This window comes from Salsipaludibacter albus (assembly GCF_019798055.1).
Lineage (GTDB): Bacteria > Actinomycetota > Nitriliruptoria > Nitriliruptorales > Nitriliruptoraceae > Salsipaludibacter > Salsipaludibacter albus.
In genome coordinates this window covers 142,032-166,426 of record NZ_JAHOPH010000001.1, presented here as the reverse complement: position 1 = coordinate 166,426, position 24,395 = coordinate 142,032, and the positions used below count along the sequence as shown (strand labels likewise).

Here is a 24,395-nt window from a genome sequence, read left to right as displayed (position 1 = left end):
GGCGGTCCCCGCGCGCAGGAGCGCTGCGTCGCCGGGTGTCAGGGTCCGCCAGTCCAGCGGTCGCGGTCGTGTGGGCGGACGTATCCTGCGGGTGTCGTGTCCCGTCGTCCCCACGAGGCCACCACCCATGCTCAACTCGTTGAAGACCGCCGGCCTGCTCGGGCTCCTGTCCGGCCTGCTGCTGTGGATCGGGAGCTACTGGGGCGGCACCGGCCTGTGGATCGCGTTGGTGCTGGCGATCGGGATGAACGGGTTCAGCTGGTTCTACTCGGACAAGCTGGCGATCAAGATGGCGCGGGCCCAGCAGGTCGACGCGTCGTCGGCGCCACGCCTGCACGCCATGGTGGAGGAGCTGGCCGCAGCGGCCGGCGAACCCATGCCACGGCTGTTCGTGTCGCCGTCGCCCCAGCTCAACGCCTTCGCGTCGGGTCGCAACCCCAAACACGCCGTCGTGTGTGTCAACAAGGGACTGCTCGACACGTTGACCGAGCGCGAGGTGCGGGGCGTGATCGGCCACGAGCTCCAGCACGTCTACAACCGCGACATCCTGATCGGTTCCGTCGCGGCCATGATCGGCACCGCCATCACCTACCTGGCCACCGTGGCCCGGTGGGGGATGATCTTCGGCGGCGGTGGCCGAGACCGCGACGGGGGCAACGTCCTGGGGCAGCTCGCGATGATCATCCTCGCGCCCATCGCCGCGATGCTGATCCAGGCGGCCGTGACCCGGTCGCGCGAGTCCCGGGCCGACCACACGGGTGCCGAGCTCACCCAGGACCCGGTGGGGCTGGCGCGGGCGCTCAACAAGCTCGAGCGGGGCAGCAACGACGCCAACCGGCTGCGTGCCGGTGGGACGCCGATCGAGACCAACCCGAACTTCAACCACCTGTTCATCACCGCCCCGTTCGGCGGCCGGCTGCTGCCGATGAAGCTGTTCAGCTCGCACCCGCCGATCCCCGACCGCATCAAGGCACTCGAACCGGTCGCCCGCGAGCTCGGCCAGGTCGGCCCTGACGAGTCGATCTTCGACCACCTCGCGGGCTAGGGAGTCGGCGGTCAGGCGTCGGGTTCGGGTTCGCGACGCAGCCAGGTGGTGGCCCAGCCGATGATCACCACGAGCAGCACGACCCCGATGACGGTGAACCAGATCCCGCCGCGGTCGTAGGCCTCGCCCAGCGCATAGCCCGCCCCGACCGTGATCGCGAACGAGGCGATCGCCCCGACGAAGTCCGCGACCAGGTACCAGCGGCTGTCGACGTTGGAGGTGCCGGCGGCGGCCGCCATGATCGTCGGTGGCAGGGCCGCGATGCGTCCGAGGAAGGCCAGCATCGGCCCCCGTGCCTCGAGCAGGCGCTGCAGCTGGTGCAGGACGTCGTTGGGCACGAGTCGCTCGAGCCACTGGGGCCCCTCGTCCGCGGCGAGCTCCCGCTGCCAGGCCCGGCCCAGGGCGAAGAACACCCACACGCCCCCGACCATCAGGGGCAGGAACGCCAGGAACAGCAGCAGCAGGTCGGGCTCCCCGTTGCCGTTGGTCCGGTAGATCCCGCCGGCGGCCAGCAGGATCTCCTTGCCGGGGCGGACCAGGGTCAGCAACACCATCTGGTCCGGGATGAGCGCGGGCGCGAACGGGATCGCCATGATCGGGACGAGGTAGCGCGCCACGGCCAGCCACAGCAGCGGTCGCTTCCATCGCCGGGCCAGGGACTCGTCGATCAACTCGTCGTGTGACGCGGCGGCGGGCGTCGGGCCCGGGTCGACGGGCGTGCCGTCCGGGTCGGGCGTGGTGGTCATCGGCAGGCCTGGGGGCGGGGATCGGGCTCGGACCGGGACGGTACGCCATGGCCGGCCGGCGCTCCGCCCCGGGCGTGCGCCCGGCGGGTCACCCGTCGTCCGTGGACCGACCCGAGCCGCCCGAGTGCACGAAGCCCATCCGGCGCCGCACGTCGTCGGGCAGGTCGGGCAGGCGGTGGCGGGGCAGGGCGAACGTCGACAGGTTGAACAGGTCGGTGAACACCCGATGGGTGACGGCGGCGTCGCGGAGGTAGTCGTGCCCGGAGGTGCCCCCGGTCCCGACCCGACCGCCGATCATCCGGTGGACCATCAGCGCATGCCGGTGGCGCCAGAGGGCGAAGCCCTCGTCGATGTCGGTCAGCGCGGTCAGCAGTCGTCGCGGGACCTGCATCGCCGGCTCGTGGCCGTACAGGGTGATCATCAGCGCGGCGACGAACGCCTCGTGGGACAGGCGTCGTTCGCCCCGCTCGCGCAACTCCTCGTAGGCGTCACGGTCGAACAGGCTCTCGAACGTCGCCCGGGTGGCGTCCTGGGTGGCGAGCTGGCGCTGTCGGTCGGCCTCCGAGAGCCGGTCGTCGGTCCGGATCGCGGCCCGGTCGCGGTCGAGTTGCTCGACGACGGTGTCGCGGTACTCACGCCAGAAGTCGAACTCGTCCACGGCCGTGAACGGCGTGCGGGCGAGCCACGCGTCGACCCGCTCGAGCAGGGTCGGTGCCTGCTCGGCGGCACGGACCGTCCGGGCGTGCTCGTCGGACAGCACGGTCGTGTAGGCGCGGTCGTTGATCGACAGCCGGGTGTCGGTGGCCAGTCCGAGGCGGTTCTCGATCAGCCGGAACTGCACCGACTGGAAGCCCGACGACGGCGTGAGCAGGTCTCGGAAGTCCATGAAGTCCAGCGGTGTCATCGTCTCGAGCACGTCGAGCTGCTGGACCAGCACCTTCTGGATGGCCACGATCCGCTCGAGCCAGTCGACGCAGCGCGACAGGTCCCGGTCGTCGACGTGGTCGGGCGCGAATCGCTCCAGCACCCCGTCCAACTCCCACAGCACCTGCTTGAACCACAGTTCGTAGGCCTGGTGGACGATGATGAACAGCAGCTCGTCGTGGGCGTCTCGGCCGGCCTCGCCGGCGACCGGCTGTTGGGCCGTCAGCAACTGCTCCAGGCGCAGGTAGTCGGCGTAGTACACCCGCTCGTCGGCGGTCATCGGCTGGGCCCGTTCGGTCGAGGTCGATCGCACGACGAGTCTGGCACATCCGTCGTCGCCACGCGGCCGTGCGTCGATCTCGATGGAGACGGCGAGCAGGCGCGGACATGCCACCGGCCCGGGGAGGTCCCGGGCCGGTGGTCAGGTGTTCCGTGGAGCGTGGGCGCCGCACTCAGCGACGGCGCCGACGCCGCGGACGATCGCGCCGCCTGGGTGGGCGGGCGGTCGGTCGTTGGGCCCGCTCGCGGGCGAGCCGCTCCTGGTCGAGTTGGTGCATCAGCAGGGCATACATCTCGTGCATCGCGCTTCCTGTCTCGTGTCGGTTGCGTTGGGTCCACTGTGCCCCCGGGTGGGCGACGGGCCATCGGTCATGACCACCCATGTCTCGCGTCATGCTGCCCATGTCAGGCCCAGGGGGCCGAACATGCCCACCAGGCGAGGCCGGCAACGACCACGGCGGCGACATGGCTGCCGGTGAGCCGGGCCGTGATCGCGGCTGCCACCACGGCGGCCCCCATGGGCAGCAGCAGTGGCGCCGGCTGGCCGGCGAGGTCGGTCACGACCAGGGCCGCGAAGGCCGCCGGCCCGACGACGTCGAGCCGGCCCCGGACGGACGCGGGGAGCCGGTCGCCGCCGAGCAGGCCGGTGAACGCGACGCGGTAGACCCAGCTGACGAGGGCCACGGCGAGCAGTGCGACCAGGACGTCCATCACGCCACCTCCCCGGTGTCGTCGCGGTCCGGGCCGGCGACCACGAGTCCGGCCACCACGGCGACCGCGATCCCGAGCCCACCGGGCAGGGCCCCCGCCACCAGCGCCGCCAGGCCGGCCGCCACTGCGGCCCGCCGAGTCCGACGGTCGCCCAGGTGGGGCACGAGCAGTGCGACCAGCGTCGCGGGGGCGGCGACGTCCAAGGGGCCGTGGGCCGGCACGACGCTGCCCAACTGCATGCCGACCGCGACCGCGGCGAGCCAGGCCGCTCCCAGGACCAGCCCCATCGTGGTCCAGTAGCGGCGGAATCCTGCCCCGCGGAGGTCGCCTGCCGCGGCGGCGAGGGCGAACGTCTGGTCGACGGTGGTCAGGGGCGCCAACCAGCGGAACCAGGACGGCTGGCCGTCACGGAACCGCGGTCCGTGGCTGGCCGAATACAGCAGCAGCCGGCTGTTGACCACCGCACCGGCGAGCACGGCGCCGACCACGCCGCCGCCGGCGGTCATGGTCGACAGGGTCGCGAGCTGGGCCGACCCGGCGTACAGCACGGCGGTGCCCGCCAGCGCGGGCACGCCCACCAGGCCGGCCTGGTCGAGCATCACCCCCACGACCGCGCCGAACGGCGCGGTGGCGGCGGCCAGTGGGAGGATGTCGCGCACGGCACGGGTGACGGGTGAGCGGGTTGGATCCGCCCGGGAGGCGGTGATCGAGGACATGGAGGTCTCCTTGGGAGTCGTTGCCACCACGGTCCCCGACGGCGGGGTCGCGGGCATGGGTGACGGGTGCCCATGTCGGGCCCCGGGCATGGGCAACCGTCCGGGGCACATGGGCATCGCCTTCCGATGGATCCCGAGCCCGTCCGACCGACGATGGCGGTCCACTCGCTCCCACCGGAGACCACCCATGCACACCCACACCCTCGTCATCGGGGCCGGACAGGCCGGCCTCGCCCTCAGCCACCACCTGGTCGTCGCCGACCACGACCACGTCGTGCTCGACCGCGGCCGGATCGCCGAGCGGTGGCGCTCGGAGCGCCCCGACTCCTTCCGCCTGCTCACGCCGAACTGGATCAATCGCCTGCCGGGCGACCGCCCGCCCGACGACCCGCACGGCTTCGCCGACCGGGCGACCGTCGTCGATCGCTTCACCGACTGGGCCACCGGGTTCGGCGCCCCGGTGCACACCGGCACCACGGTCCGGACCGTGCGTCGGCGCGGGCGCCGGTGGGAGGTGCTCACCGACCGCGGCAGGTACGAGGCCGAGCAGGTCGTCGTGGCGACCGGGCACATGGACCGCCCCACGGTTCCGGCCCTTGCCGCGTCCCTGCCCCCCGAGGTGTTCCAGGTCCACAGCAGCCGCTACCGCAACCCGGCCCTGCTGCCGCCCGGCACGACGCTGGTCGTCGGCGCCGGCCCGTCGGGCCAGCAGATCGCCGACGAGCTGGCCCGCGCCGGCCGACGGGTCGTGCTGGCCGCGGGCACGCACCATGCGCTGCGGCGGCGCTACCGCGGAAGTGACGTCTACCACTGGATGCAGGTGCTCGGACTGCTGGACCGCACCGTGGACACGCTCCCCGACCCCGGCGCGGCCGCGGCCCGCTCGCGCAGTTCGGTGCTGGAGGCCGGCCACGAGGACCTGGACCTGCGCCGTCTCCACCGGCACGGGGTGACCGTCGTCGGCCGGCTGTCCGGCGTGGACGGCGGGGTCCTGCACTTCGGCGGGGACCTCGCGCGTGACCTGGCGGCAGCAGATGCCAACGCCGTGCGGTTGCGTCGCCTGGTCGACGAGCACGTGGACCGGACCGGGACGACCGCGCCCGACGAGGACGTCCCGCCCCCCAGGGTCCCCCGCTGGGCGCAGTCGACCGTCCGGTCGCTGGACCTCCGGGACCGGCAGGTCACGAGCGTGGTCTGGGCGACCGGCTACCACCGGGACTGGTCGTGGGTCCAGGCCGACGTGTTCGGCCGGTCCGGTGAGCCCATCCACTGGCGCGGCATCACCGCGGAGCCGGGGCTGGCGTTCCTGGGCCTGCGCTGGCTGTACCGACGCGACTCCGGCTTCATCGGCGGGGTCGGCCGGGACGCCGCCCACCTCGCCGAGCGCCTCCTGGCCGACCGGGTGCCAGTGCCGGGATGACTGGCGCTCCCGACCTCACGCGCCCTGCAACGCCGGGGTGGCGAGCGCTGCCGCCTCGGCCTGCATCGCCACGCTCAGCTCGCGGTGCAGCACGGCGACCTCGTCCAGGTCCCACGTGGAGGAGGCGATCGCGTCGGTGACGGCGAACACCGGGCCGGCGAGGTGGTCGCGCTGGTGCTCGTAGGCGGCCAGGGCCGTCCTCGCCGTCGCGGGTTCCCGCAGGGCGCCGTCCAGCGCCATGCCCAGCAGACGCGCGTCCCGCAGGGCATCGGTGAGTCCGTGGGCGGTGGCAGGATCCCGGAAGGCCCCGGCGTCGCCGACCAGGGCCCAGCCCCGACCGTGCGGGCGCCGGAGCCAGCCGGGCGTGCCGGGGAAGCCACGCAACGGTGCACCGCTGCCGGCATCGGCGACCCGGACCGCCAGCTCGGGACCCACCTCGGACAGCAGGCGGGTGAACCAGCGATCGAGCCCGGGACCGCGGTCGCGGGCGAACCGTGCGGCCGGACCCATCACGAAGACGCAGGCCTGGCCGTCGTTGGTGGGGACGACCCCGGCGGACACGCCGCCGGCCCCGTACCACCACTCCAGGCCGTCGGTCGCCAGCCCCGTGACGTGGGTGTAGACGGTCGCGCTGGCATGGCGGCCGTGCCGGGTGACCGGCGGTCGGACGGCGCGCACGACCAGCGAGGTGCGGCCGTCGGCGCCGACCACCCAGGGGGCACGGACGGTCCCGGAGCTGCCGTCGCGGCCGTGCCAGGCCACGCCGGCGACGCGGCCACGTTCGTCGCGGAGCAGGCCGTCGACCCGCACCCCGTGGTGGACCTCGGCGCCGGCAGCGACCGCGGCGTCCGACACCACGGGGTCGAGCACGGTCCGCCGCGGCGCGTACAGCGGGCTGTCGAGGGAGACCACCACGGGGTTCGACGACCCGTAGCGGAACGTCACCCGCTCGATGGCCGGGGTGCCCCGTTCGACGAGGGCGTCGACCAGCCCCCATCGTTCGAGCAGCATGACTGCCGGTCGCATCAGCGCATGCGTGGAGAGCGTGTCGCTGCCACGACGTGACCGGTCGAGCACGACGACGCGGTGGCCGCGACGGGCCAGGGCCCGAGCGGTGGCCGCGCCGGCCGGCCGGGCGCCGACGACCACGACGTCAGCCTGTGGGGTGGGCGGGTCGGGATGCATGACGTCCTCCTCCGGACGTCTTGCGCGGTCGGCCCCGTCTCCGGGACCGACCGCGCGGATGGCTGTGGCCGAGGCTCAGCCCGCGGTCACGTCCAGGGCGACCGGGACGCCGTTGGTCAGCACGTCGAAGACGGCCGACCGCTGCCGGGACTGCTCGACGATGGAGGCCAGGACCTCGTCCGACGCGTCGCCGGCGATGCGCACGTGCATGCGCACCTGCTGGTAGCCGTTGCGGGCCCCGCCGAAGCCGAGGATCCCGTTCAGGTCGATGTCGCCCTCGACGGTCGACTCCACCTCGTACAGGTCGACCCCGCGGACCGAGGCGATGTTGCCGATGCCGGCCGTGATGCAGGACGACAGCGCGACCAGGAGGTACTCGACCGGGACGGTTCCCCGGTCACCTCCCGTCAGGATCTCGGGGTGGTCGGCGTCGTGGACGAAGGTGGTCGTGTGGGACCGCTCCTCGCCGACGCCGAAGAACTGGCTGACCGTGGTCCGGCTGTGGGTCCCGGAGACCCAGCGGTTCGTGGCCCGGAACTGGAACGCCGCGGCCTCGGGGGCCTGCTCGACGGCGTCGAGCGTGGCGAACAGGGTGGGAACGTCGACGCCGTTGCGGGCGACGGGCTCTCGTGTGGTGGTGGACATGTTGGCTCCTCCTCGGAGTCGTTGTTGGTTGCGTGGTCGCCACGGTCGCCGATCGTGGCGACGGCCCCATCGGTGACCATTGCCCATGTCTGCGGTCGGGCCTGCCCACCCCGGGCCCGGCCCACCCATCCGGAACGGGGTGCGACGTCCCTCGGTCCGGCCCGCCCGGGCTTCGATCCCCGGCTTGGACGGCCTAGAGTCGGTCGTGGCACCGTCGGGGGCGGTGCCGGACCCGGAGACCACCATGCCGCTGCCGGTGGGGGGCGAACGACTGCTCGAGCGCGAGGACGACCTGGTGGTCCTCGACGCCGCGCTGGACCGCGCCGAGGCCGGCGCGGGCTCCGTGGTGCTCGTGGGTGGGGAGGCGGGGATCGGCAAGTCCAGCCTGGTCGCGGGCTGGCTCGCGACGCTGGCAGATCGCGACGTCCGCATGCTGGTCGGCTGGTGCGACGACTTCCTCACGGGTCGGACCCTCGGGCCACTGCACGACGTCGCCCGCCGGGTCGGCGGGCCGCTGGCCGACGCGGTCGAGCGCGCCGACACCGGCGCCGTCCTCGACGCCCTGCTGGCCTTGTTGGACGACCCGCTGCGAACGGTCGTCCTGGTGCTCGAGGACGTCCACTGGGCCGACGAGGCGACCCTCGACGTGATCCGGTTCGTCGGCCGCCGGATCGCGACTCGTGCGGCACTGGTCGTGCTGACCTTCCGTGACGACGAGCTCGGCCGTGACCACCCACTGTCGTCCGTGCTCGCGGCACTCGCCTCCGCACCGCTCGTGCGGGTGTCCCCGGCACCGTTGTCGACCGGTGCGATCGCCGACCTCGTGGCCTGCTCGGCTCCCGAGGCCGCCGCGGTCGCCCGGATCACCGGGGGCAACCCGTTCTTCGTCACCGAGGTGGCCCACGCGGAGCCCGGCGCCGTGCCCCGGACGGTCACCGAGACCGTCCTGGGGCGGGTCCGGCAGTTGTCCCGGCCGGCCCGGCGGGCCCTCGAACACCTGTCGGTGTTCCCGGGCACGGTGTCGCTGGACCTGGCCCGCGACCTGGTCGGTGACCTCGGGCTGCTGTCCCCCGCCGAGCGACGGGGACTGCTCGTGGCCAGTGTCGACGGGGTGCGGTTTCGCCACGAACTCGCCCGTCGTGCGATCGAGGGCGGGCTGACCACGACCGAGCGGATCGAGGCCCACCGGCATGCCCTCGACGTCCTCGCGATCCGCGAGCACGACGACCACGTCCTGCTCCACCACGCGGTCGGGGCGGGCGCGGAGGACGTCGTCGCGGAGGTCGGACCGGCCGCCGCGTCGGCCGCCTTCCGTGCCGGCTCGCATCGCCAGGCCGACGTCATCCAGGGCCAGGTCCTGCCCCACGCGGACCGGCTCGCCCCCGACGTCCACGCGACCCTGCTGCTGGAGCGGGCCTGGACGCTGTACAACCTCCACCGGTTCGAGGACGCCATCGTCGCCGCGGGCGAGGCCGTGGACCTGGGGGAACGGACCGAACCCACGACGCTGGCGCGGGCCCTGGTCGTGCGTGGCCGCATGCGCTACATCGCCAACCACCCACGGCCGGCCCGCCACGACCTGGACCGGGCCCTGGCCTGCTCGACGGACGTCGGCGATCCGCAGGTGCGGGCCGAGGCCGTGGTCAACCACGCGGTCCTGCTGGCACTGACCGACCAGGTCGACCAGGCACGGTCGCGACTGCCCGACGCCCTGCAGGCGGCCGAGCAGGTCGGGCGTGCCGACCTGGTCGTGTTGGCCCACAACGGACTCGCGATGGTCCGCTCGATGGAGGGGGACGACGACACGGCCGTCGCGCAGTTGCGCCGGGCCCTGGCGACCGGGCTGGCCGGCAACGTCCTCGAGCCCACGGCCCGGACCTACACCAACCTGGCCGACGCACTCGTGCGGGCGTCCCGCTTCGCCGAACTGCTCGCGCTCGCGGACGAGGCCGTGGCGTGGTTCGACGACCACGACTTCGTGGCCCACCGGTTCAGCGTCGTCTCCCAGCGTGGGCTGGTGGAGCTCTACCAGGGACGGTGGGACGACGCCGATGCGACGCTGACCGGACTGGTCGAGGCGGTCGACCCGCGCCAGGTGGGGGTCATCGGCCTGCTCGCCCGCAGCGGCAGGGCGCGGCTGGCGGTGTGGCGTGGGGCCGACGACGCCGAGGAGTTGCTCGACGAGGCCTGGGCGATGGCACTGGCGAGCGAGGCGGCCGAGTACCTCGTCACCGTGGGCACCGTCCGGATCGAGTACGGCTGGCTGCACGACCGGCCCGACCTGGTCGAGGACACCCTGCCCCACGTCCGCTCGCCGCTCGCGCCGGTCCGCCACCGCGGCATGCTCCTGCGGGTGTTGCAGATGAGTGGTCACGACCGCGGGGTCGAGGTCGATCCCGCGGCCTTCCCGGAGCCCTTCCGGTCCGGGCTCGCGGGGGACTGGCGCACGGCCGCGGCAGGGTGGGGCGAGCTCGGTGCCCGCTATCGACAGGCCCTCGAGCTGGCATCGTCGGGCGAGGTCGAGCCGACCCTCGACGCCCTGGAGACCCTCGACCTGCTGGGCGCGGCGCCGGCGGCACGGTGGACCCGGCACCGCCTGCGGGCCCTGGGCGTCCGCTCGATCCCGCGCGGCCCGCAGCTCGCGACCCGGGACAACCCGGCCGGGCTGACCCCGCGCCAGGTCGACGTGCTCCAGTTGGTGCGCGACGGACTGACCAATGCCGAGATCGCCGACCGGCTGGTGCTGTCCGTGCGGACCGTCGACCACCACGTGTCGGCGATCCTCGGCAAGCTCGGGGTCGACAACCGCCACGACGCCGGTGCCGCGGCTGCCGACCTCGGCCTCGGCTGAGGCGCGCCGCGAGTTCGGTCGGCAGGAGGGCCTGGACCCGTGGCGGCGACGTGGACCACTGGGCGTCACCGGGCCGCCTGCCACGACCAACGTCGCGAGGGCCTCGCCCCGTTTCGCACGACCCACGGGGCTCCCTGTCGATGGTCAGCCCGGGTAGTGGAGGAGCTCACCCCGGGCGTCGCCGGCCAACAGGCCGACGAACACCTCGCCGGCGATGCGTGACGCCACGACGCCGGGTCGTGCGTCGCGCTCGATCCGGGTGCGGATGCGCACCTCGTTGAACCGGAACGGTGCGTCGGCCAGTTCCGCCCGCAGCACCTCCGCGAGCGCCCACTGGGCCCGGACGGCGATGACGAGCAGGCCGGCGTCCGGGATCGGTCGTCGGCCGGCGGCCCCCGTGACGAGCAGGTACGAGCCAGCCGTCCTGGCGAGGTACGGCGCGGTGGCGCGCACCAGGCGGTGTTGTGCGACCACGTAGGTCCCCAGGAGCTCCCGGAGTTCGCTCGGCGGCTGGTCCAGCGTCGGGCCCTGCTGCCACCACGCCCCGATCGGCGCGAACACGTGGTCGAGGCGTCCGCCGGCGTGCTCGACCGCCGCGCGTACGGTCTCGTCGGCACCGTCGGCGGCCAGGTCGACGGCGACCACCTCCGCGTCGGGGAACGCTGCGGTGAGCTGTTGGGCCGACGAGGTCGTGCTGGCCGTGAGCACGAGCCGTGCGCCGGCTGCCATCGCTTCGTGGGCGACACCCCAACCCACCTGGCCGGTCGCCCCCGTGACCAACACCGTCGTTCCGTCGAGGTCCATTCGTCCCTCCTCCTCGTCATGGCGACGCGAGACGTGGATCGCCGATACAGATAGCCGGCTTTGCACTATAGCAGAGCCGGCTCTACACTTGTGTCTGCAAGCACGACCACGAGCCTCGCAGGGGAGCCACCATGTCCTCCACCGCCGCACCCCGCACAGGCGACCGACCCGGCATCGTGGCGGCCGCTCCGCTCCTGGTGGTCTCGGTGGTGGCCAACCTCTCGCTCCTGGCGATCGCGACGTTGCTCGACGCCGCGCGCACGGTCGTCAATGCCGGCACGCAGATGTCGGTGGGGGTGGTCGAGGTCGCGGTTGCGAGCGTGGTTCCCCTCGGCCTGGCCATCGCTGCCTACGCGATGCTCGCTCCCAGGATCGTGGCCCTGCGGCGCGCCTGGGCCCCGGCGGTCGTGGTGTTGACGGTGCTCTCGTTGGGCGCCGTCCTGGGCGCGACCGACCTGACAACCGGGCTCGTGCTGGGCACCATGCACCTCGTCGTGGGTGGCCTCGCCGCATTCGGGATCCCCGCACGACTGGGTCGTTGACGGGGGAGCGCCACTGTGGAGGCGGAGTCGGTGGGGCGTGCGCTCGCTCGCGCCAGCATGGCCCATCGGGCGCGCGCCGCCGCGTTGCTGGCCACCATCGGGCTGCACCCCGGCCAGGAGTTCCTGCTCGCCGCGCTGGGTGACCATGGCCCCTGCGCGATCGGTGAGCTCGCGGACATGCTCGCGGTGGAGCAACCGACCGTGACCAAGATGGTCCGACGCCTCGAGCCGCACGGCCACGTCGAGCGCGGGCCCGACCCCGGTGATGGCCGCCGGACGCTGGTCTCGCTCACGCCGACCGGCCGCGAGGCGCTGGCATCGGCCCGCGAGCTCTGGCGTCGACTCGACGACGAGACCACGGCCGGGCTCACCAGCGCAGAACAGGCAGATCTCCGGCGCCTGCTGCGCCGGGTCCGTGCATCCCTGCAGGACTGACGCACGTGCCGCACCATGGCGCAACTCCCCGCCCGGAACGCGACCGAGGAGCTGGCATGTCGAGCCCGGACTGGACCCTCCTGAGCAACCACGGGCACGTGCTGGTGGCACTCGCCCAAGACCCCGATGCCCGCATCCGGGAGATCGCGACCGAGGTCGGGATCACCGAACGCGCCGTCCAGGCCATCCTTGCGGACCTCTGCGCGGCGGGGTACGTCGGCCGGGAGCGTCGAGGCCGCCGAAACCACTACCACCTGGACCTGGGGCTGCCCATGCGCCACCCGCTGGAGCGGGGTCACGTGGTGGGCGAGTTGCTCGAGGCCATCGGGGACGTCGCCCCCGGGGCGACGTCGGCCGGCTCCCGGGAACGGCCCCTGGAGTCCGACGGCTGACGCTCGCGTTGCGGGCGCCCGATGCCTGAAGTATTCTTCGCACATCGAGGGGAGTACCTCACGCGCCATCCCCGTCACTTCGAGCCTGTCGACCAGGTTCCGGGGAACGGCCGCCGTCGGCGGCAGGGAGACCTCGGCCACCGGGCACCGCCACGCGGTCGCCCCCGGAGCCGGAGTTCGCCATGGCCCCCTCCTCCACCACGTCGTCGTCCCCGTCCCCGTCGGGCACGACCCCGGCCGGTTCGACCGAGGGGTTGTTGCCAGCCCTCCCGGCCGGGCACGGGCTCGGGGCAGCCGAGGTCGCCGCCCACCTGGGCGTGGACCCGACGCACGGGCTCAGCGACGACGAGGCCAGGACCCGGCTCCACGCCCACGGGCCGAATCGTCTGGTCGAACCGGAGCGGCGCTCCGCGTGGCGCCGGTTGGGCGACCAGTTCGCCAACCCGATCATCGCGGTGCTGGTCGGTGCAGCGGTGCTGGCGGGCGTCGTCGGCGACCTGAAGGACGCCCTGGTCATCGCTGCGGTCCTCGTGCTCAACGGGATCCTGGGATTCGTCCAGGAGGGCCGTGCCGAGCATGCCCTGGCGGCCCTCGAGGGCATGCTCGAACAGGTGGTCACGGTGCGGCGTGACGGGAACGTCGTCGAGATCGCCGCCGTCGACCTCGTCGTCGGCGACGTCGTCCTGCTCGAGGCCGGCGATCGCGTCCCCGCCGATGGGCGCGTGCTCCTGGCACGCGCTGCGGCCGCCGACGAGTCCACGCTGACGGGCGAGTCGGTCCCGGTCGACAAGCACGAGCGCCCCCTGGCCGCCGAGCGCCCCGAACTGGGCGGGCGGACCAACGAACTGTTCATGAACACGACCCTGGTCCGCGGACGGATCGAACTCGTCGTCACCCGCACCGGCATGGCGACCGAGGTCGGCAGGATCGCGCGGTTGCTGTCCGCCACGGTGGACCGCGCGACCCCGCTCGAGGAGCAGCTCGGGCACCTCGGCAGGCGCCTGGTGGGGCTGGTCGGCGTGGCCGTCGCCCTGGTCTTCGCCCTGGCGCTCGTGCGGGGCACGCCCCTCGGGGACGCGGCACTCGAGGCCGTCGCCCTCGGCGTCGCCGCGATCCCCGAGGGGCTCCCCGCGGTCGTGACCGTCACGCTGGCCGTCGGTGTGGCCGCGATGGCGCGGGAACGCGCGATCGTGCGACGCCTCGCCTCGGTCGAGACCCTCGGCACGACCACGGCGATCTGCACCGACAAGACCGGCACGCTCACGCGCAACCGCATGACCCCGGTCGCGGTGTGGCATGCCGGGCGGACCTGGGACCTCCGGGCCGACCCCCGTTCGACGCCCGCACTGCGACGGTCGCTCGTGGCCGGGGTCCAGGCGAGCGACGCCACGCTCGGCGCGACCGACGACGACCACCTGGGTGACCCCACGGAAGTGGCGATCCTGCTCGCCGCACGGTCCGTCGGCGTCGCCGTCGCCGACCAGCAGGCGGCGACCCGACGGCTGGCCGAACTGCCCTTCGACCCGGCCAAGAAGTTGATGGCCACCGTGGTCACCGACGTCTCGGACGTCCGCGAGGGCCTGCTGCGGCTGGCGGTCAAGGGCGCACCCGACGAGTTGGTCGCACGATCGACCCGGCTGGCCACCACGGCGGGGCCCGTCCACCTCGACGATCACCACCGGCGCCAGTTGGACGACCAGCTCGCCCAGTGGGCAGACCAGGGCTGGCGGATGCTCGCCGTCGCGACTGGCGACTGGGTCGGCCCCGTGGCCGACGACCCCGACGCGATCGTCGGACGACTCGGGGACCTCACGCTCGAGGCCGTGGTGGCGATGGTGGACCCGCCTCGTGACGGCGTCGCCGACGCCCTGGCGCGCTGCCGGACGGCGGGCATCGACGTGCGGATGGTCACGGGCGACCACCCCGCGACCGCACGGGCGATCGCCCGTGCCGTGGGGATCACGGGCGAGGTCCTCACGGGCGCCGAGCTCGACGACCTCGACGACGCCCAGCTGGCTCGTCGGATCGGCGACGTCGGGGTCGTCGCCCGCGTCTCGCCCGAGCACAAGGTCCGCGTCGTCGACGCCCTCCACGCCCGCGGCGAGGTGGTCGCCATGACCGGCGACGGCGTCAACGACGCGGCAGCGCTGCGGCGAGCCGACGTCGGGGTGGCCATGGGCATCACCGGCACCGAGGTGACCAGGGAGGCCGCCGACATCGTGCTCGCCGACGACGACTTCACCACCATCGTCACCGCGGTGGAACGCGGGCGGGCGATCCATGACAATCTCACCACGTTCGTGCGCTTCCAGCTGACGACCAACCTCGCGGCCATCGCGACGCTGCTGGCGGCCGGCCTGCTGGCCCTGCCGTCCCCCTTCAGCCCGCTGCAGATCCTGTTCGTCAACCTGGTCGCCGACGGCCCGCCCGCCATGGCCCTGGGGGTCGATCGCGCCCGACCGGACGTCATGCACCGACCTCCCCGCGGTCGCACCGCCAGGATCCTGGATGCCCGCGTGCTGCGCGGGATGCTGCCGACGGTTGCGGTGATGGCGGCGGCCACGCTCGGCGTCGTGGTCGCCACGGACCCGGAGACCCGGACGACCATGGCCTTCACCACGTTCGTCCTGCTGCAACTCGGCAACGCCCTGGCCGTTCGCGCAACGACCGCCGGGGTCCTGCGCCGTCACCTGTTCACCAACCGCTGGCTGTGGGGGGCGTTGGCCCTCGTCCTGGGGGGCCAGGTCGCCGTCGTGCACCTGCCCGCCGCGCAGGCGCTGTTCGACACCGTCGACCTGTCGTGGGACCAGTGGGTCCTCGCAGCTGGCCTCGGCATGCTGCCGATCGCCCTGGCCGAGCTGACCGCGTGGATCGGCCGTCGTCGGCAACGAGCCCGTGTCGGCCGTCCCACGCGTCGCGATCGACAGCATCCGACGACGTGACGGACTGGCCGGGCTCGTCGACGTGTGCTGGCCGTCCTGGCCGCGATGACCTGGCTCGAGGCCGCCACCGAGGCACACCACCTCCACCGCGGAGCCGACCGCGATGCCGCGGCGACGAGATATGATACAATACTGTTTTGTTTCTTAGGAGGGTGGCCCGTGGAAGATCCGAGGGTGGTGCGGTCGCGGGCGGCGATACTGGACGCGACGGTCGCCTCGGTCCTGGAGCGGGGCATCGACGGTTCGTCGGTCGAGGACATCTGCGCCCGGTCGGGGGTCGCCCGGACGACCGTGTACCGGCATTGGGACACCAAGCCGGACCTGGTCCTGGAGGCCTTGTCGCAGTCCCTGGAGCCTCCGACGGTCCCGGACACGGGCGCCGTGCGCGAGGACCTGGTGGCGCTGGTCGGTGGGTTCGCCCGGGCGTTGGCGGACGGGCCGTTGGCGCGGTTGCTGGCGGTCATGGCCGAGGGCGCGACCCGGGATGCACAGCTGGCGGAGGTACATCATCGGGAGGCGCGCCGTCGTCATGCGGTCGTTCGCGACGTGATCGACCGGGGTGTCGCGCGGGGCCAGCTGCCGACCGGCCTCGACGTGGACCACGTCGTGGCGGCGGTGCTGGGCCCGGTCGTGTACCGCGTCCTGGTCGCGGGCCACCCCGTCGGCTCGGGCGAGGTGGCGGCGATCGTGGATGATGCCCTGCCCGCGACCCCACGGGCAGCTGGATCGTGACCGACCTCCCCCCGCCTTCGTCCGGCGCCCTGGGCCCGGTGGTGGTCACCGGGGCCACCGGCAACCTCGGTGGGGCGGTCGCGACGTCGTTGGCGGCCGCCGGGCACGTCGTCCGGGCGGGTCTGACCGACCCGGCCCGCTGGCATGACGACAGCATCGCCCCGGTGCACCTCGACCTGACCGACGCGGCCACCTTCCCCGCGGCGATGACGGGGGCCAGCGCGCTGTTCCTGATGCGACCACCCGCGATCGCGCGGGTCGGCCCGACCCTCAACCGGCTGGTCGACGCCGCGGTCGACGCCGGAGTCGCCCCCGTGGTCTTCGCATCGGTCGCCGGAGCCGACAGCAACCGCGTCGTCCCCCACCACCGCGTCGAGACCCACCTGCAGGCCGCCGGCATCGCCCACACGATCCTGCGACCAGGCTTCTTCGCGCAGAACCTCGGCGACGCCTACCGGGCCGACATCCGTACCGACGACCGGCTCTACGTCCCGGCCGGTGACGGTCGCGTCGCCTTCCTCGACGTGCGCGACCTCGGCGACGTCACCGCCACGATCCTGGCCGACCCCGGAGCGCACGCCGGACGCAGCTACCACCTCACCGGACCCGCCGCAGTCACGTTCGTCGACGTCGCCGACCTGCTGTCCCGCCGCCTGGGTCGGCCGATCCACTACCACCCGGCCAGCGTCGTCGGCTACCTCGGCCATCTTCGTCGCAGTGGCCTGCCCGTCGCCCAGGTCGTCGTGCAGACCGTCCTGCACGTCGGGTTGCGCCGCGGCGACGCCGCCCCCGTCACCTCCACCCTGGCCGACCTGCTCGGCCGGCCAGCTCGAACCCTCGACGACTACGTCACCGACCACCTCGACCTGTGGAGCACGCCATGACCAACGACACGACCCGACCCGCCGTCGAGCGCGTGCGCCCTCCCAAGGCCCTGTGGGACCACGTCGTCAACCCGCTCGTGCGGACCCTGCTGCGCACGCCCGCGCACCGGCTGGTCGACGACGCCATGTTGCTGCTCTGCTTCCGTGGCCGACGCACCGGCACCCCCTACACCATCCCGGTCGGGCACCACGACCTCGCCGGCCACCCCGCCGTGCTGACCAACTCGGGCTGGCGCGTCAACTTCCGTGGCGGCCACCCCATGGCGGTCCGGTGGCGCGGCCGAGTGCTCCCCGGGACCGGCACCCTGGAAGAAGACCCCGACCATGTCGCACGCGCCTACAGCGACCTCGTCGGCGCACACGGTTGGGAACACGCCGGACGACGCCTCGGCCTCCGGATCAACGTCGACCGAGCCCCCACCCACGACGAACTTGCCGACGCCGTCCGGACCTTCGGCCTGTCCGTCCTGCATCTCCATCTCGACCCAACGGACTGACGTCATCGCCGTCCCGCCACGGGAGTTCCCCCTCTCCCGGGGGCAGACCGGGTGGCCGTGGCGCCCAGACCCCGTCGTCGAGGCGCGCTGCGGGCGTGGCCGCGACCGGGGCCAGGCTGGATCAGTCGTGCTCGGCGCGGCCCGGCGGTACGAGGACAGCGCGCAGTGGCCGTCGGCTCCGGAGGGTGACGCCGGCCATGAGCTCGGGTTCCCGGTCGTCGGCCGACAGGCGGAACGCCCGCACGACCAGGGCGACGGCCACGACCAGTTCCGCCGTCGCGAGGTGGACACCGATGCAGGAGCGGGGCCCGGCTCCGTACGGGACGTGGGCGTGTCGGTCGTGGTCTCGGTCGGGGTCGAACCGCGTGGGGTCGAACCGTGCCGGGTCGGGCCAGACCGCCGGGTTGCGGTGGATGCCCCAGGTGCTCACGGCGGCGACCCGGCCCTCGGGGACCTCGTGGCCCAGCAGTCGAGTGTCGCGGGCTGCTCGACGCACCAGCGTGTGCAGGGGTGGGTACAGGCGCAGGGCCTCGTCGACGACCTGGCCCGTGTACTGCAGGTCGTCGAGGTCGGCCGCGCGCGGGGTGCGGTCGCCGAGGACGCGCCGGACCTCCTCCCGGACCCGGTGCTGGACCCGTGGGTGGCGGCCGAGCAGGTGCAGGACCAGGGCGAGGGAGCTGCCCGTGGTCTCGTGGCCGGCCGACAGGAAGATCAGCACCTCGTCGCGGACCTCGCGGTCGTCGAGTCCCCGTCCGGTGTCGGGGTCCCGGGCGGCGAGCAGGAGGCCCAGCAGGTCGTGGTCGTCGGTCGCGGCCCGCCGGGTCCGGACCAGGTCGTCCACCAACTCGTGGAGGGCGCGGCGGGCTCGTGCCGCACGACGGTTCGCCGGCGTCGGCCACGACCGGGGAAGCCGGACCGGTGCGAGGCCCCGGGTGGCCGCATGGTCGCTGAGCAGGGGCAGGGTCCACTGGAGCACGGGCCAGGCCCGGTCGAGGTCGTCGGCGCCGAAGATGCTGCGTCCCAGCGCCCGCAGGGAGTAGCGCATGGATGCGTCGGACAGGTCGACCCCGGCGCCCGGCCCGGCGGCGACCCAGTCCGCGACCACGTCCTCGGCGGCCGAGACGATCGCGCGCATCGACTGTTCGACGTGGCGTCGCGTGAACACCGGTTGGAGGATGCGTCGGTGCGTGAGCCACAGGTGGCCGGTGCTGCTGCCCAGCCCCTCGCCGAACAGGTGCGTGAACTCGTCCAGGACCGGTGCCTGCTTGATCCAGCGGTCCTCGCGAGCTCCCAGCACCTGCCTGGCGCCCTCCGGGCTGAACACGGCGTCGAACACGAACCCGATGCGGGGTGGCCCCACCCGGAACCGCACGTGGCTGCCGTGGGTGTGCATCGCGTCGAGGTAGGTGGCCAGCTGGTCGTCCTGGAGGGCCGTGGCCGACCCCAGCAGCCAGCCGCCGGGGACGGTGGGGACCGGGGCGGCCTCCGCAGTCATGTCGTGGCCTCCGCCCGCCACGCGAGCAGTGCGTCGACCAGTCGGCCCGGGCATTCCAGCGGCAGGAAGTGGCCGCACCCGTCGAGCATGGTCACGGCCGGTCGCGGCAGCAGGTCGGCCAGGCGCCGACCGGCCACCGCCCAGGTCTGGAAGACGTCCTCGGTGCCCCAGACCACCTGGGTCGGCATGGCCAGTTCGGACAGTGCCGCGACGATCCGGGCAGTGTCGGCCGGGTCGAGCGCAGCCAGGTGCTGCTGGAACGCCCAGCGCCCGGTCGGGTCGGAGAACTTGCCGTCCCAGAAGACGGCGTCCTGGTCGACCGCGGCCAGGTGTGCCGGGTCGGCGAACCCGCGGGCGACCTGGCGTCGGATGTGGACGTTGGGCACGAGCCCGAGCGCTGCGGCCGGGCGGTACAGCCCGAACCTGGCCGCCAGGGTCGCGAACCGTGCCCGCGGCGCGGGCCACGACCCGTCGACGATCGAGTCCACCAGGGTCAGCCGTGCCACCAGCTCGGGCCGGGTCGCGGCGAGGATCTGGGCGACGGCCCCGCCGGCGTCGTGGCCCACCAGCCAGGCCGGGGCGAGGCCCTGCTGGTCGATCCAGCGCCCGAGCAGGTCGGCCGCACCTGCCAGTGACCACGTGTCCCCGGCCCCCGGTCGGGTGTGGCCGTAGCCGGGCAGGTCCGGCGCCAGGACGGCCGGCCCGGCCCGGGGCGCCACCTGGAGCACACCGGCCCAGAGGTGGGCGGAGCTCGGGATGCCGTGCAGCAGCACCATGGCATCGTCGTCGGGGCCACCCCCGGGCCCCAGGGCAGAGAGCATGGCGTCCCCGACCGAGACGCGTCGGCGCTGGAACTTCGACATCACGTTCATACTATGGAGGTGGACTTCGACATCGGTGCCCGACGGGGGCCGCCGCCCGGCGGCTCGGGCGCAGGAGGTCCTCGATCGCGGGAGCCGAGCGGGGTTCGGACCAGGGATTCGCGATCGGGGCCGAGACCATGAACCCCAACGCCGGACGTGACGACCGGGTGCTCGCCACGACTCGATGGACCGCCGGGGTGGTGGCGCTCGTGCTGATCGCCGCCGGCATCATCCTGTACCTGTTCCCCACGGACACGGGCCGGTTGTTCGCGTGGCGGGTCAACCCGCCGATGACGGCGCTGGCCATGGGAGCCGGCTACCTCGCCGGCGCGACCTTCTTCGTCCGGGTCTGGACGAGTTCGCGGTGGCACGAAGTCGCGCTCGCCTTCGTGGCGGCCACGGTCCTGACCACGCTCCTGCTGGTCGCGACGATCCTCCACTGGGAGAACTTCAGCCACGGCCACGTGTCGTTGTGGACCTGGACAGTGGTCTACCTGCTGGCACCGGTCGTGCTGCCCGTGCTGTGGTGGCGCAACCGCCGCCACGACCCCGGGGCCGGGGTGTCGACGACGCGGGTCCCGACCAACGTCCGCAGGCTGGCCGGCGCCGTCGGCGTCGTCCAGGTCGGCGCCGCCCTCGCCTTCTTCGTCGTCCCGGGACTGGCAACGGGCTGGTGGCCCTGGGACCTGTCGCCGTTGACCACCCGCACGGTCAGCGCCTTCATGGCCTTCGTCGGGGTCGTGTGGCTCGCCTTCCTGTTCGAACCACGCTGGAGCGCACTCCGACTCCACGTCGAGAGCGCCACCATCGGTCTGGTCCTGGTGGGCGTCGGACTGCTCCGGGCACCCGACGACCTCACCGGGTCAGGACTGGCCGTGGCGCTGGTCGTCGGCGTGCTGGTCGCGGTCGTCGCCGCTGCGGTGGGACTCCTGGTCGCCATGGACCGCGCCCCGGCCGGTGAGCTCACCTGGTGAGTCCGGGGACGTCGGCACGGCGTCCACGCCCCGGTGCCCTCGGGCTCAGGGCGCAACGACACGGGCGAGGACCAGGTCGGTCTGGAGACGGGACCCCAGGGTGAACGGCTGGGACCCGACCCGGCGGAAGCCGTGGGCCGTGTAGAAGCCGATCGCCCGGACGGCGTGCTCCCACACGCCGAGCCAGGCCACGTCGTGGCCAGCGGCGGCGCAGCGTGCCAGGGCCAGTTCGAGGAGTGCACCCCCCAGCCCGCGACCCGTGAGGGCGGTCTCGACGTAGAGCCGGCGCAGCTCGACGGGGCGTTCTCCGACCACGTTGGGCCCGGCCCCCGCGACCAGCATCGCGTATCCCAGCACCTGCCGTGGGCTCGCGTCGACGTCCCGGGCCAGCAACGTCGTGGTCCGGGGGTCGGCGAGTTCCGCGGTGAACTGGTCCGGATGGAACGCCGCCGCGACGTAGGCATCGACGTCGTCGGGGTCGTTGGCGTCGACGAAGGCCGCACGGAACCACCGCGCAGCCAGGGGCGCGAGCCACGCCGCATCGTCCGGGCCAGCCGTCGTGAGCTCCATGCATCCCCTCCTGGCAGGGCGTGCGACCACGGTGCCATGTCGACGTCCGCCGGGCATGCGTGTCGACTGCCCATGTCGACGGCCGTCGAGCAGGCCGGCTCTTCGACCCGGGGTGGCGCCCATCCCCGGGGCGGCATCAGCCGAGGAGGACCTGCAGGGCCATGACTGCGCCCAGACCGACGATCACGGTCGCCAGGACGCTGCCGGTCCGCCACGCGACCAGGCCGGCGACCACCCCCGCCAGCGCCCGGGGCCCGAGCAGCGCCCACGCACCGTCCGGGCGCAGCAACGCCGGCAGGGTCAGCGCGGCCATCGTGGCGGCCGGGACCATCCGCAGCAGTTCGCGCACGTCGGTCGGCAGTGCGGCCAGACGGTCGGCCATCGCCAGGAAGCTGGCACGCAGCGCGTACGTGCCCAAACCGGCGACGAGGACGATCACCCAGGTGGTGGTGGACGGCCAGGTCATGGCCGGTCCCCGTCGGCCATGCCACCGGCCACCGGCGCGGACGTCCGGCCGTGGCGGGCGACCAACCACCCGGCCAGGACACCGCTGACGGCGCCCAGGGGCATCCCGAGGTTGGAGGGCAGGCCGACGCCGAGGGTCGCGACGGTGCCGCCCACGACGGCGGCCACGACGGTCGGGCGGTCGGTCATCGCCGGGACGAGCAGCGACAGGAAGGCCAGGGGCACGGCGAATGCCAATGGCACCGCGTCCGGCACGGCCCCACCACCGATCGCCCCGACCACCGTCGAGACCTGCCACGTCACCCACAGGGCCGTCCCGGCACCCAGGTACAGGGCGAGTCGCTGGCGCGGGGCCCAGTCGCGACGCCGGAACTCCATGATGCTGATGGCGTAGGCCTGGTCCGTCAGCAGGTAGGCGGCCCGCAGGCGCGGCCCACGGGGCAGCGTGGCCATGTGCGGGGCGAGCGAGGCCGAGTACATCACCATCCGCAGGTTGATGACCCAGACCGTCCCGATCACGACCCAGGTCGGTGCGCCCGCGCCCAGCAGGTCGATCGCCGCGAGCTGGGAGGCACCCGCGAAGACGATCGTGGAGAACCCGACGGCGCCGGGCAGCCCGAGATCGGCCTGGACCGCGGCGAGCCCGGCCACGAGCCCGAACGGCACCACGCCCAGCAGCAGGGGCGCGACGTCGCGCACCCCGGTGCGGAACGGGGTGCGCAGGTCGGTGCTGGCCGTCGTGTCATGCATGGCCGGCCAGTGTCGCGCGCCCGTCCGGTGGCTGCACGCGTCGCCGGAGGCCGTGTCCCCACGGGGACGGCGCGGCCGGTCGGGGGGACCACCCGGCGGGGTGGGCGACGTAGGGTGGTGGTCGCACCCCGTCCCCGCTCGACCCTCGAGGCGTTCGATGGCCCTGTTCGACGACGTGTCCCGGCTCCTGCCCAACCAACCCGTGACCGACCTCGACGACTACGTCGGTGCGGGCGGGGGCGCCGGGCTGGCCGAGCTGCTCGAGATCGACCGCGACGAGCTGGTGGCCCGGGTGGCCGACAGCGGTCTGCGGGGCCGCGGCGGAGCGGGCTTCGGGACCGGGACCAAGTGGCGCTCGATCATCGACACCGCCACCGCCGAGGACCTCGCCGTGGCGCTGGTGGTCAATGCGGCCGAGGGCGAGCCCGGGACCTACAAGGATCGCGCACTGATGCGGTGGAACCCCTTCCAGGTGCTGGAGGGTGCCCTGATCGCCCGCTACGCCGTGGGCGCCTCACGCGTGTTCATCGGGCTGAAGGAACGGGCCACCGAGGCGCGCGCGAGCATGGCCGGTGCGCTGGCCGCGGCCCGCGAGGCCGGCTGGCCGGGGGCCGACGTCGTCGAACTGGTGGCCGGACCCGACGAGTACCTGTACGGCGAGGAGACGGCGATGCTGGAGGTGGTCGAGGGCGACCTGCCCATGCCCCGACACGTCGCGCCCTACATCAACGGCCTGTTCACCGGCACGGCCAACCCGTCGCTGGCGCTGGTCAACAACGTCGAGACCCTGGCCAACGTCCCGGCGATCGTCGCCCGGGGGCCCGACTGGTTCCGCAGCCAGGGCACCGACGACAGCCCCGGCACGATGGTCTTCACCCTGTCCGGGGACGTCGAGAGCCCCGGCTGCTGGGAGTTGCCGCTGGGTGTCCCGCTGGACACGCTGGTGACCGACATCGGTGGTGCCGTGGATCCCAAGCTCGCGATCTCGGGTATCTCGTCCGCGCTGATCCCGCCCGACCTGTTCGCGACGCCGGCCGACTTCGACGCCATGGCCGATGCCGGCATCGGCCTGGGCAGCGCCGGGTTCGTGGTCTACGACCGGTCGCACTGCGTCGTCCGGATCGCCGCCACCCTCAGTCGGTTCCTCTCGGTGGAGTCCTGTGGCCAGTGCAACGCGTGCTCGCTGGGCACCTCCGAGATCACCGCCCTGCTGGAGCGCATCGACGCCGGCGACGGCGAGCCGGCCGACCTGGAGGAGCTCGCGACCCGGGCGACCAAGGTCACCGACCTCCAGCGCTGTGCCCTGCCGACCGGGGAGCAGCTGCTGGTCGTGAGCCTGCTCGAGTCGTTCACCGAGGAGGTCCGCGACCACCTCGGCACGCCGTGCTGGTCCGAGCGCGACCCGATGGTCCCCAAGATCACCGACGTGGACCTGGCCACCGGCGAGGTCACCTTCGACCCGACCTACCACCGCAAGCGCGAGGACTGGACCTACGCGCCGGAGTGACCCGGCCCGCACGGTCCCGCG

24 protein-coding genes are annotated in these 24,395 nt (G+C 73.5%); 12 read left to right on the top strand and 12 right to left on the bottom strand.

What is annotated here, in order from left to right; all coding sequences use genetic code 11:
* The first annotated feature begins 127 nt into the window (after nucleotides 1-127).
* Complete coding sequence (locus tag KR546_RS00770) at nucleotides 128-1,045, top strand: zinc metalloprotease HtpX (protein ID WP_238442786.1); 918 nt, start codon at nucleotides 128-130, stop codon at nucleotides 1,043-1,045.
* 11 nt (nucleotides 1,046-1,056) lie between these two features.
* Here the strand turns inward: KR546_RS00770 and KR546_RS00765 are convergent, their stop codons facing one another.
* From KR546_RS00765 to KR546_RS00750, 4 genes are all read right to left on the bottom strand, one after another.
* Entirely contained in the window at nucleotides 1,057-1,791 is a 735-nt protein-coding gene (locus KR546_RS00765; protein ID WP_238442785.1) for a DedA family protein, read from the bottom strand.
* An 88-nt stretch (nucleotides 1,792-1,879) separates the two neighbouring features.
* Entirely contained in the window at nucleotides 1,880-2,995 is a 1,116-nt protein-coding gene (locus KR546_RS00760; protein WP_238442784.1) for a tryptophan 2,3-dioxygenase family protein, read from the bottom strand.
* A 404-nt stretch (nucleotides 2,996-3,399) separates the two neighbouring features.
* Nucleotides 3,400-3,705 carry an AzlD domain-containing protein gene (locus tag KR546_RS00755; protein ID WP_238442983.1) on the bottom strand — a complete coding sequence of 102 codons (306 nt, stop codon included), beginning with the start codon at nucleotides 3,703-3,705 and terminating at the stop codon, nucleotides 3,400-3,402.
* Nucleotides 3,705-4,421: an AzlC family ABC transporter permease gene (locus KR546_RS00750; protein ID WP_238442783.1), complete on the bottom strand. Its 717-nt coding sequence runs from the start codon at nucleotides 4,419-4,421 to the stop codon at nucleotides 3,705-3,707. The genes KR546_RS00755 and KR546_RS00750 overlap by 1 nt, the downstream gene beginning before the upstream one ends.
* A 187-nt stretch (nucleotides 4,422-4,608) precedes the next feature.
* On the opposite strand from KR546_RS00750, the gene KR546_RS00745 reads away from it, so the two are divergent.
* Nucleotides 4,609-5,841, top strand: a complete 1,233-nt coding sequence (locus tag KR546_RS00745) for a flavin-containing monooxygenase (protein ID WP_238442782.1) — start codon at nucleotides 4,609-4,611, stop codon at nucleotides 5,839-5,841.
* A 15-nt stretch (nucleotides 5,842-5,856) separates the two neighbouring features.
* Here KR546_RS00745 and KR546_RS00740 read toward each other — a convergent pair whose 3' ends face one another.
* Nucleotides 5,857-7,026, bottom strand: a complete 1,170-nt coding sequence (locus KR546_RS00740) for an NAD(P)/FAD-dependent oxidoreductase (RefSeq protein ID WP_238442781.1) — start codon at nucleotides 7,024-7,026, stop codon at nucleotides 5,857-5,859.
* 75 nt (nucleotides 7,027-7,101) lie between these two features.
* The gene (locus KR546_RS00735) at nucleotides 7,102-7,671 is read right to left on the bottom strand and encodes an OsmC family protein (protein WP_238442780.1); all 570 of its coding nucleotides are present in this window, start codon (nucleotides 7,669-7,671) and stop codon (nucleotides 7,102-7,104) included.
* Between the two features lie 244 nt (nucleotides 7,672-7,915).
* Here KR546_RS00735 and KR546_RS00730 point away from each other — a divergent pair, with 244 nt between their 5' ends.
* Complete coding sequence (locus KR546_RS00730; protein ID WP_238442779.1) at nucleotides 7,916-10,522, top strand: ATP-binding protein; 2,607 nt, start codon at nucleotides 7,916-7,918, stop codon at nucleotides 10,520-10,522.
* Between the two features lie 144 nt (nucleotides 10,523-10,666).
* Here KR546_RS00730 and KR546_RS00725 read toward each other — a convergent pair whose 3' ends face one another.
* Nucleotides 10,667-11,326: an SDR family NAD(P)-dependent oxidoreductase gene (locus tag KR546_RS00725; RefSeq protein ID WP_238442778.1), complete on the bottom strand. Its 660-nt coding sequence runs from the start codon at nucleotides 11,324-11,326 to the stop codon at nucleotides 10,667-10,669.
* 131 nt (nucleotides 11,327-11,457) lie between these two features.
* On the opposite strand from KR546_RS00725, the gene KR546_RS00720 reads away from it, so the two are divergent.
* From KR546_RS00720 to KR546_RS00690, 7 genes are all read left to right on the top strand, one after another.
* Nucleotides 11,458-11,868, top strand: coding sequence for a DUF6069 family protein (locus KR546_RS00720; RefSeq protein ID WP_238442777.1), 411 nt, complete (start codon nucleotides 11,458-11,460; stop codon nucleotides 11,866-11,868).
* A gap of 30 nt (nucleotides 11,869-11,898) precedes the next feature.
* Nucleotides 11,899-12,303 (top strand): MarR family winged helix-turn-helix transcriptional regulator, encoded by a 405-nt coding sequence (locus KR546_RS00715; protein WP_238442776.1) that lies wholly within the window; start codon nucleotides 11,899-11,901, stop codon nucleotides 12,301-12,303.
* 56 nt (nucleotides 12,304-12,359) lie between these two features.
* On the top strand, nucleotides 12,360-12,695 hold the full coding sequence (locus tag KR546_RS00710) for a helix-turn-helix transcriptional regulator (RefSeq protein WP_238442775.1): 336 nt from the start codon (nucleotides 12,360-12,362) through the stop codon (nucleotides 12,693-12,695).
* A 182-nt stretch (nucleotides 12,696-12,877) separates the two neighbouring features.
* On the top strand, nucleotides 12,878-15,637 hold the full coding sequence (locus tag KR546_RS00705) for a cation-translocating P-type ATPase (RefSeq protein ID WP_238442774.1): 2,760 nt from the start codon (nucleotides 12,878-12,880) through the stop codon (nucleotides 15,635-15,637).
* 159 nt (nucleotides 15,638-15,796) lie between these two features.
* Nucleotides 15,797-16,369, top strand: a complete 573-nt coding sequence (locus KR546_RS00700; protein WP_238442773.1) for a TetR/AcrR family transcriptional regulator — start codon at nucleotides 15,797-15,799, stop codon at nucleotides 16,367-16,369.
* Nucleotides 16,366-17,253, top strand: coding sequence for an NmrA family NAD(P)-binding protein (locus KR546_RS00695; RefSeq protein ID WP_238442772.1), 888 nt, complete (start codon nucleotides 16,366-16,368; stop codon nucleotides 17,251-17,253). The genes KR546_RS00700 and KR546_RS00695 overlap by 4 nt, the downstream gene beginning before the upstream one ends.
* A complete protein-coding gene (locus KR546_RS00690; RefSeq protein WP_238442771.1) occupies nucleotides 17,250-17,750 on the top strand; it encodes a hypothetical protein in 501 nt (166 codons plus the stop codon). The genes KR546_RS00695 and KR546_RS00690 overlap by 4 nt, the downstream gene beginning before the upstream one ends.
* Before the next feature lie 121 nt (nucleotides 17,751-17,871).
* On the opposite strand, the gene KR546_RS00685 is transcribed toward KR546_RS00690, so the two are convergent.
* Nucleotides 17,872-19,245, bottom strand: a complete 1,374-nt coding sequence (locus KR546_RS00685; protein ID WP_238442770.1) for a cytochrome P450 — start codon at nucleotides 19,243-19,245, stop codon at nucleotides 17,872-17,874.
* Nucleotides 19,242-20,066, bottom strand: coding sequence for an alpha/beta fold hydrolase (locus KR546_RS00680; RefSeq protein ID WP_238442769.1), 825 nt, complete (start codon nucleotides 20,064-20,066; stop codon nucleotides 19,242-19,244). The genes KR546_RS00685 and KR546_RS00680 overlap by 4 nt, the downstream gene beginning before the upstream one ends.
* Nucleotides 20,067-20,245: 179 nt before the next feature.
* Here KR546_RS00680 and KR546_RS00675 point away from each other — a divergent pair, with 179 nt between their 5' ends.
* The gene (locus tag KR546_RS00675) at nucleotides 20,246-21,082 is read left to right on the top strand and encodes a hypothetical protein (protein ID WP_238442768.1); all 837 of its coding nucleotides are present in this window, start codon (nucleotides 20,246-20,248) and stop codon (nucleotides 21,080-21,082) included.
* Nucleotides 21,083-21,127: 45 nt separating this feature from the next.
* On the opposite strand, the gene KR546_RS00670 is transcribed toward KR546_RS00675, so the two are convergent.
* The 3 genes from KR546_RS00670 to KR546_RS00660 form a co-directional block, all read right to left on the bottom strand.
* The gene (locus KR546_RS00670) at nucleotides 21,128-21,652 is read right to left on the bottom strand and encodes a GNAT family N-acetyltransferase (protein WP_238442767.1); all 525 of its coding nucleotides are present in this window, start codon (nucleotides 21,650-21,652) and stop codon (nucleotides 21,128-21,130) included.
* A gap of 136 nt (nucleotides 21,653-21,788) precedes the next feature.
* Nucleotides 21,789-22,118 (bottom strand): AzlD domain-containing protein, encoded by a 330-nt coding sequence (locus KR546_RS00665; RefSeq protein ID WP_238442766.1) that lies wholly within the window; start codon nucleotides 22,116-22,118, stop codon nucleotides 21,789-21,791.
* Nucleotides 22,115-22,867 carry an AzlC family ABC transporter permease gene (locus KR546_RS00660; protein ID WP_238442765.1) on the bottom strand — a complete coding sequence of 251 codons (753 nt, stop codon included), beginning with the start codon at nucleotides 22,865-22,867 and terminating at the stop codon, nucleotides 22,115-22,117. Before KR546_RS00660 ends, KR546_RS00665 begins: the two co-directional genes overlap by 4 nt.
* Before the next feature lie 157 nt (nucleotides 22,868-23,024).
* On the opposite strand from KR546_RS00660, the gene KR546_RS00655 reads away from it, so the two are divergent.
* On the top strand, nucleotides 23,025-24,374 hold the full coding sequence (locus tag KR546_RS00655) for an NADH-ubiquinone oxidoreductase-F iron-sulfur binding region domain-containing protein (RefSeq protein ID WP_238442764.1): 1,350 nt from the start codon (nucleotides 23,025-23,027) through the stop codon (nucleotides 24,372-24,374).
* Nucleotides 24,375-24,395: the final 21 nt, after the last annotated feature.

Bases quoted from the DNA above. Each gene is read 5' to 3' on its own strand.
- KR546_RS00725 (WP_238442778.1), bottom strand. From the start codon at position 11,326: ATGGACCTCGACGGAACGACGGTGTTGGTCACGGGGGCGACCGGCCAG.
- KR546_RS00665 (WP_238442766.1), bottom strand. From the start codon at position 22,118: ATGACCTGGCCGTCCACCACCACCTGGGTGATCGTCCTCGTCGCCGGT.
- KR546_RS00745 (WP_238442782.1), top strand. From the start codon at position 4,609: ATGCACACCCACACCCTCGTCATCGGGGCCGGACAGGCCGGCCTCGCC.
- KR546_RS00685 (WP_238442770.1), bottom strand. From the start codon at position 19,245: ATGACTGCGGAGGCCGCCCCGGTCCCCACCGTCCCCGGCGGCTGGCTG.
- KR546_RS00690 (WP_238442771.1), top strand. From the start codon at position 17,250: ATGACCAACGACACGACCCGACCCGCCGTCGAGCGCGTGCGCCCTCCC.
- KR546_RS00675 (WP_238442768.1), top strand. From the start codon at position 20,246: ATGAACCCCAACGCCGGACGTGACGACCGGGTGCTCGCCACGACTCGA.
- KR546_RS00705 (WP_238442774.1), top strand. From the start codon at position 12,878: ATGGCCCCCTCCTCCACCACGTCGTCGTCCCCGTCCCCGTCGGGCACG.
- KR546_RS00760 (WP_238442784.1), bottom strand. From the start codon at position 2,995: ATGACCGCCGACGAGCGGGTGTACTACGCCGACTACCTGCGCCTGGAG.
- KR546_RS00655 (WP_238442764.1), top strand. From the start codon at position 23,025: ATGGCCCTGTTCGACGACGTGTCCCGGCTCCTGCCCAACCAACCCGTG.
- KR546_RS00710 (WP_238442775.1), top strand. From the start codon at position 12,360: ATGTCGAGCCCGGACTGGACCCTCCTGAGCAACCACGGGCACGTGCTG.
- KR546_RS00680 (WP_238442769.1), bottom strand. From the start codon at position 20,066: ATGCTCTCTGCCCTGGGGCCCGGGGGTGGCCCCGACGACGATGCCATG.
- KR546_RS00730 (WP_238442779.1), top strand. From the start codon at position 7,916: ATGCCGCTGCCGGTGGGGGGCGAACGACTGCTCGAGCGCGAGGACGAC.
- KR546_RS00670 (WP_238442767.1), bottom strand. From the start codon at position 21,652: ATGGAGCTCACGACGGCTGGCCCGGACGATGCGGCGTGGCTCGCGCCC.
- KR546_RS00765 (WP_238442785.1), bottom strand. From the start codon at position 1,791: ATGACCACCACGCCCGACCCGGACGGCACGCCCGTCGACCCGGGCCCG.
- KR546_RS00755 (WP_238442983.1), bottom strand. From the start codon at position 3,705: ATGGACGTCCTGGTCGCACTGCTCGCCGTGGCCCTCGTCAGCTGGGTC.
- KR546_RS00735 (WP_238442780.1), bottom strand. From the start codon at position 7,671: ATGTCCACCACCACACGAGAGCCCGTCGCCCGCAACGGCGTCGACGTT.
- KR546_RS00660 (WP_238442765.1), bottom strand. From the start codon at position 22,867: ATGCATGACACGACGGCCAGCACCGACCTGCGCACCCCGTTCCGCACC.
- KR546_RS00750 (WP_238442783.1), bottom strand. From the start codon at position 4,421: ATGTCCTCGATCACCGCCTCCCGGGCGGATCCAACCCGCTCACCCGTC.
- KR546_RS00770 (WP_238442786.1), top strand. From the start codon at position 128: ATGCTCAACTCGTTGAAGACCGCCGGCCTGCTCGGGCTCCTGTCCGGC.
- KR546_RS00720 (WP_238442777.1), top strand. From the start codon at position 11,458: ATGTCCTCCACCGCCGCACCCCGCACAGGCGACCGACCCGGCATCGTG.
- KR546_RS00740 (WP_238442781.1), bottom strand. From the start codon at position 7,026: ATGCATCCCGACCCGCCCACCCCACAGGCTGACGTCGTGGTCGTCGGC.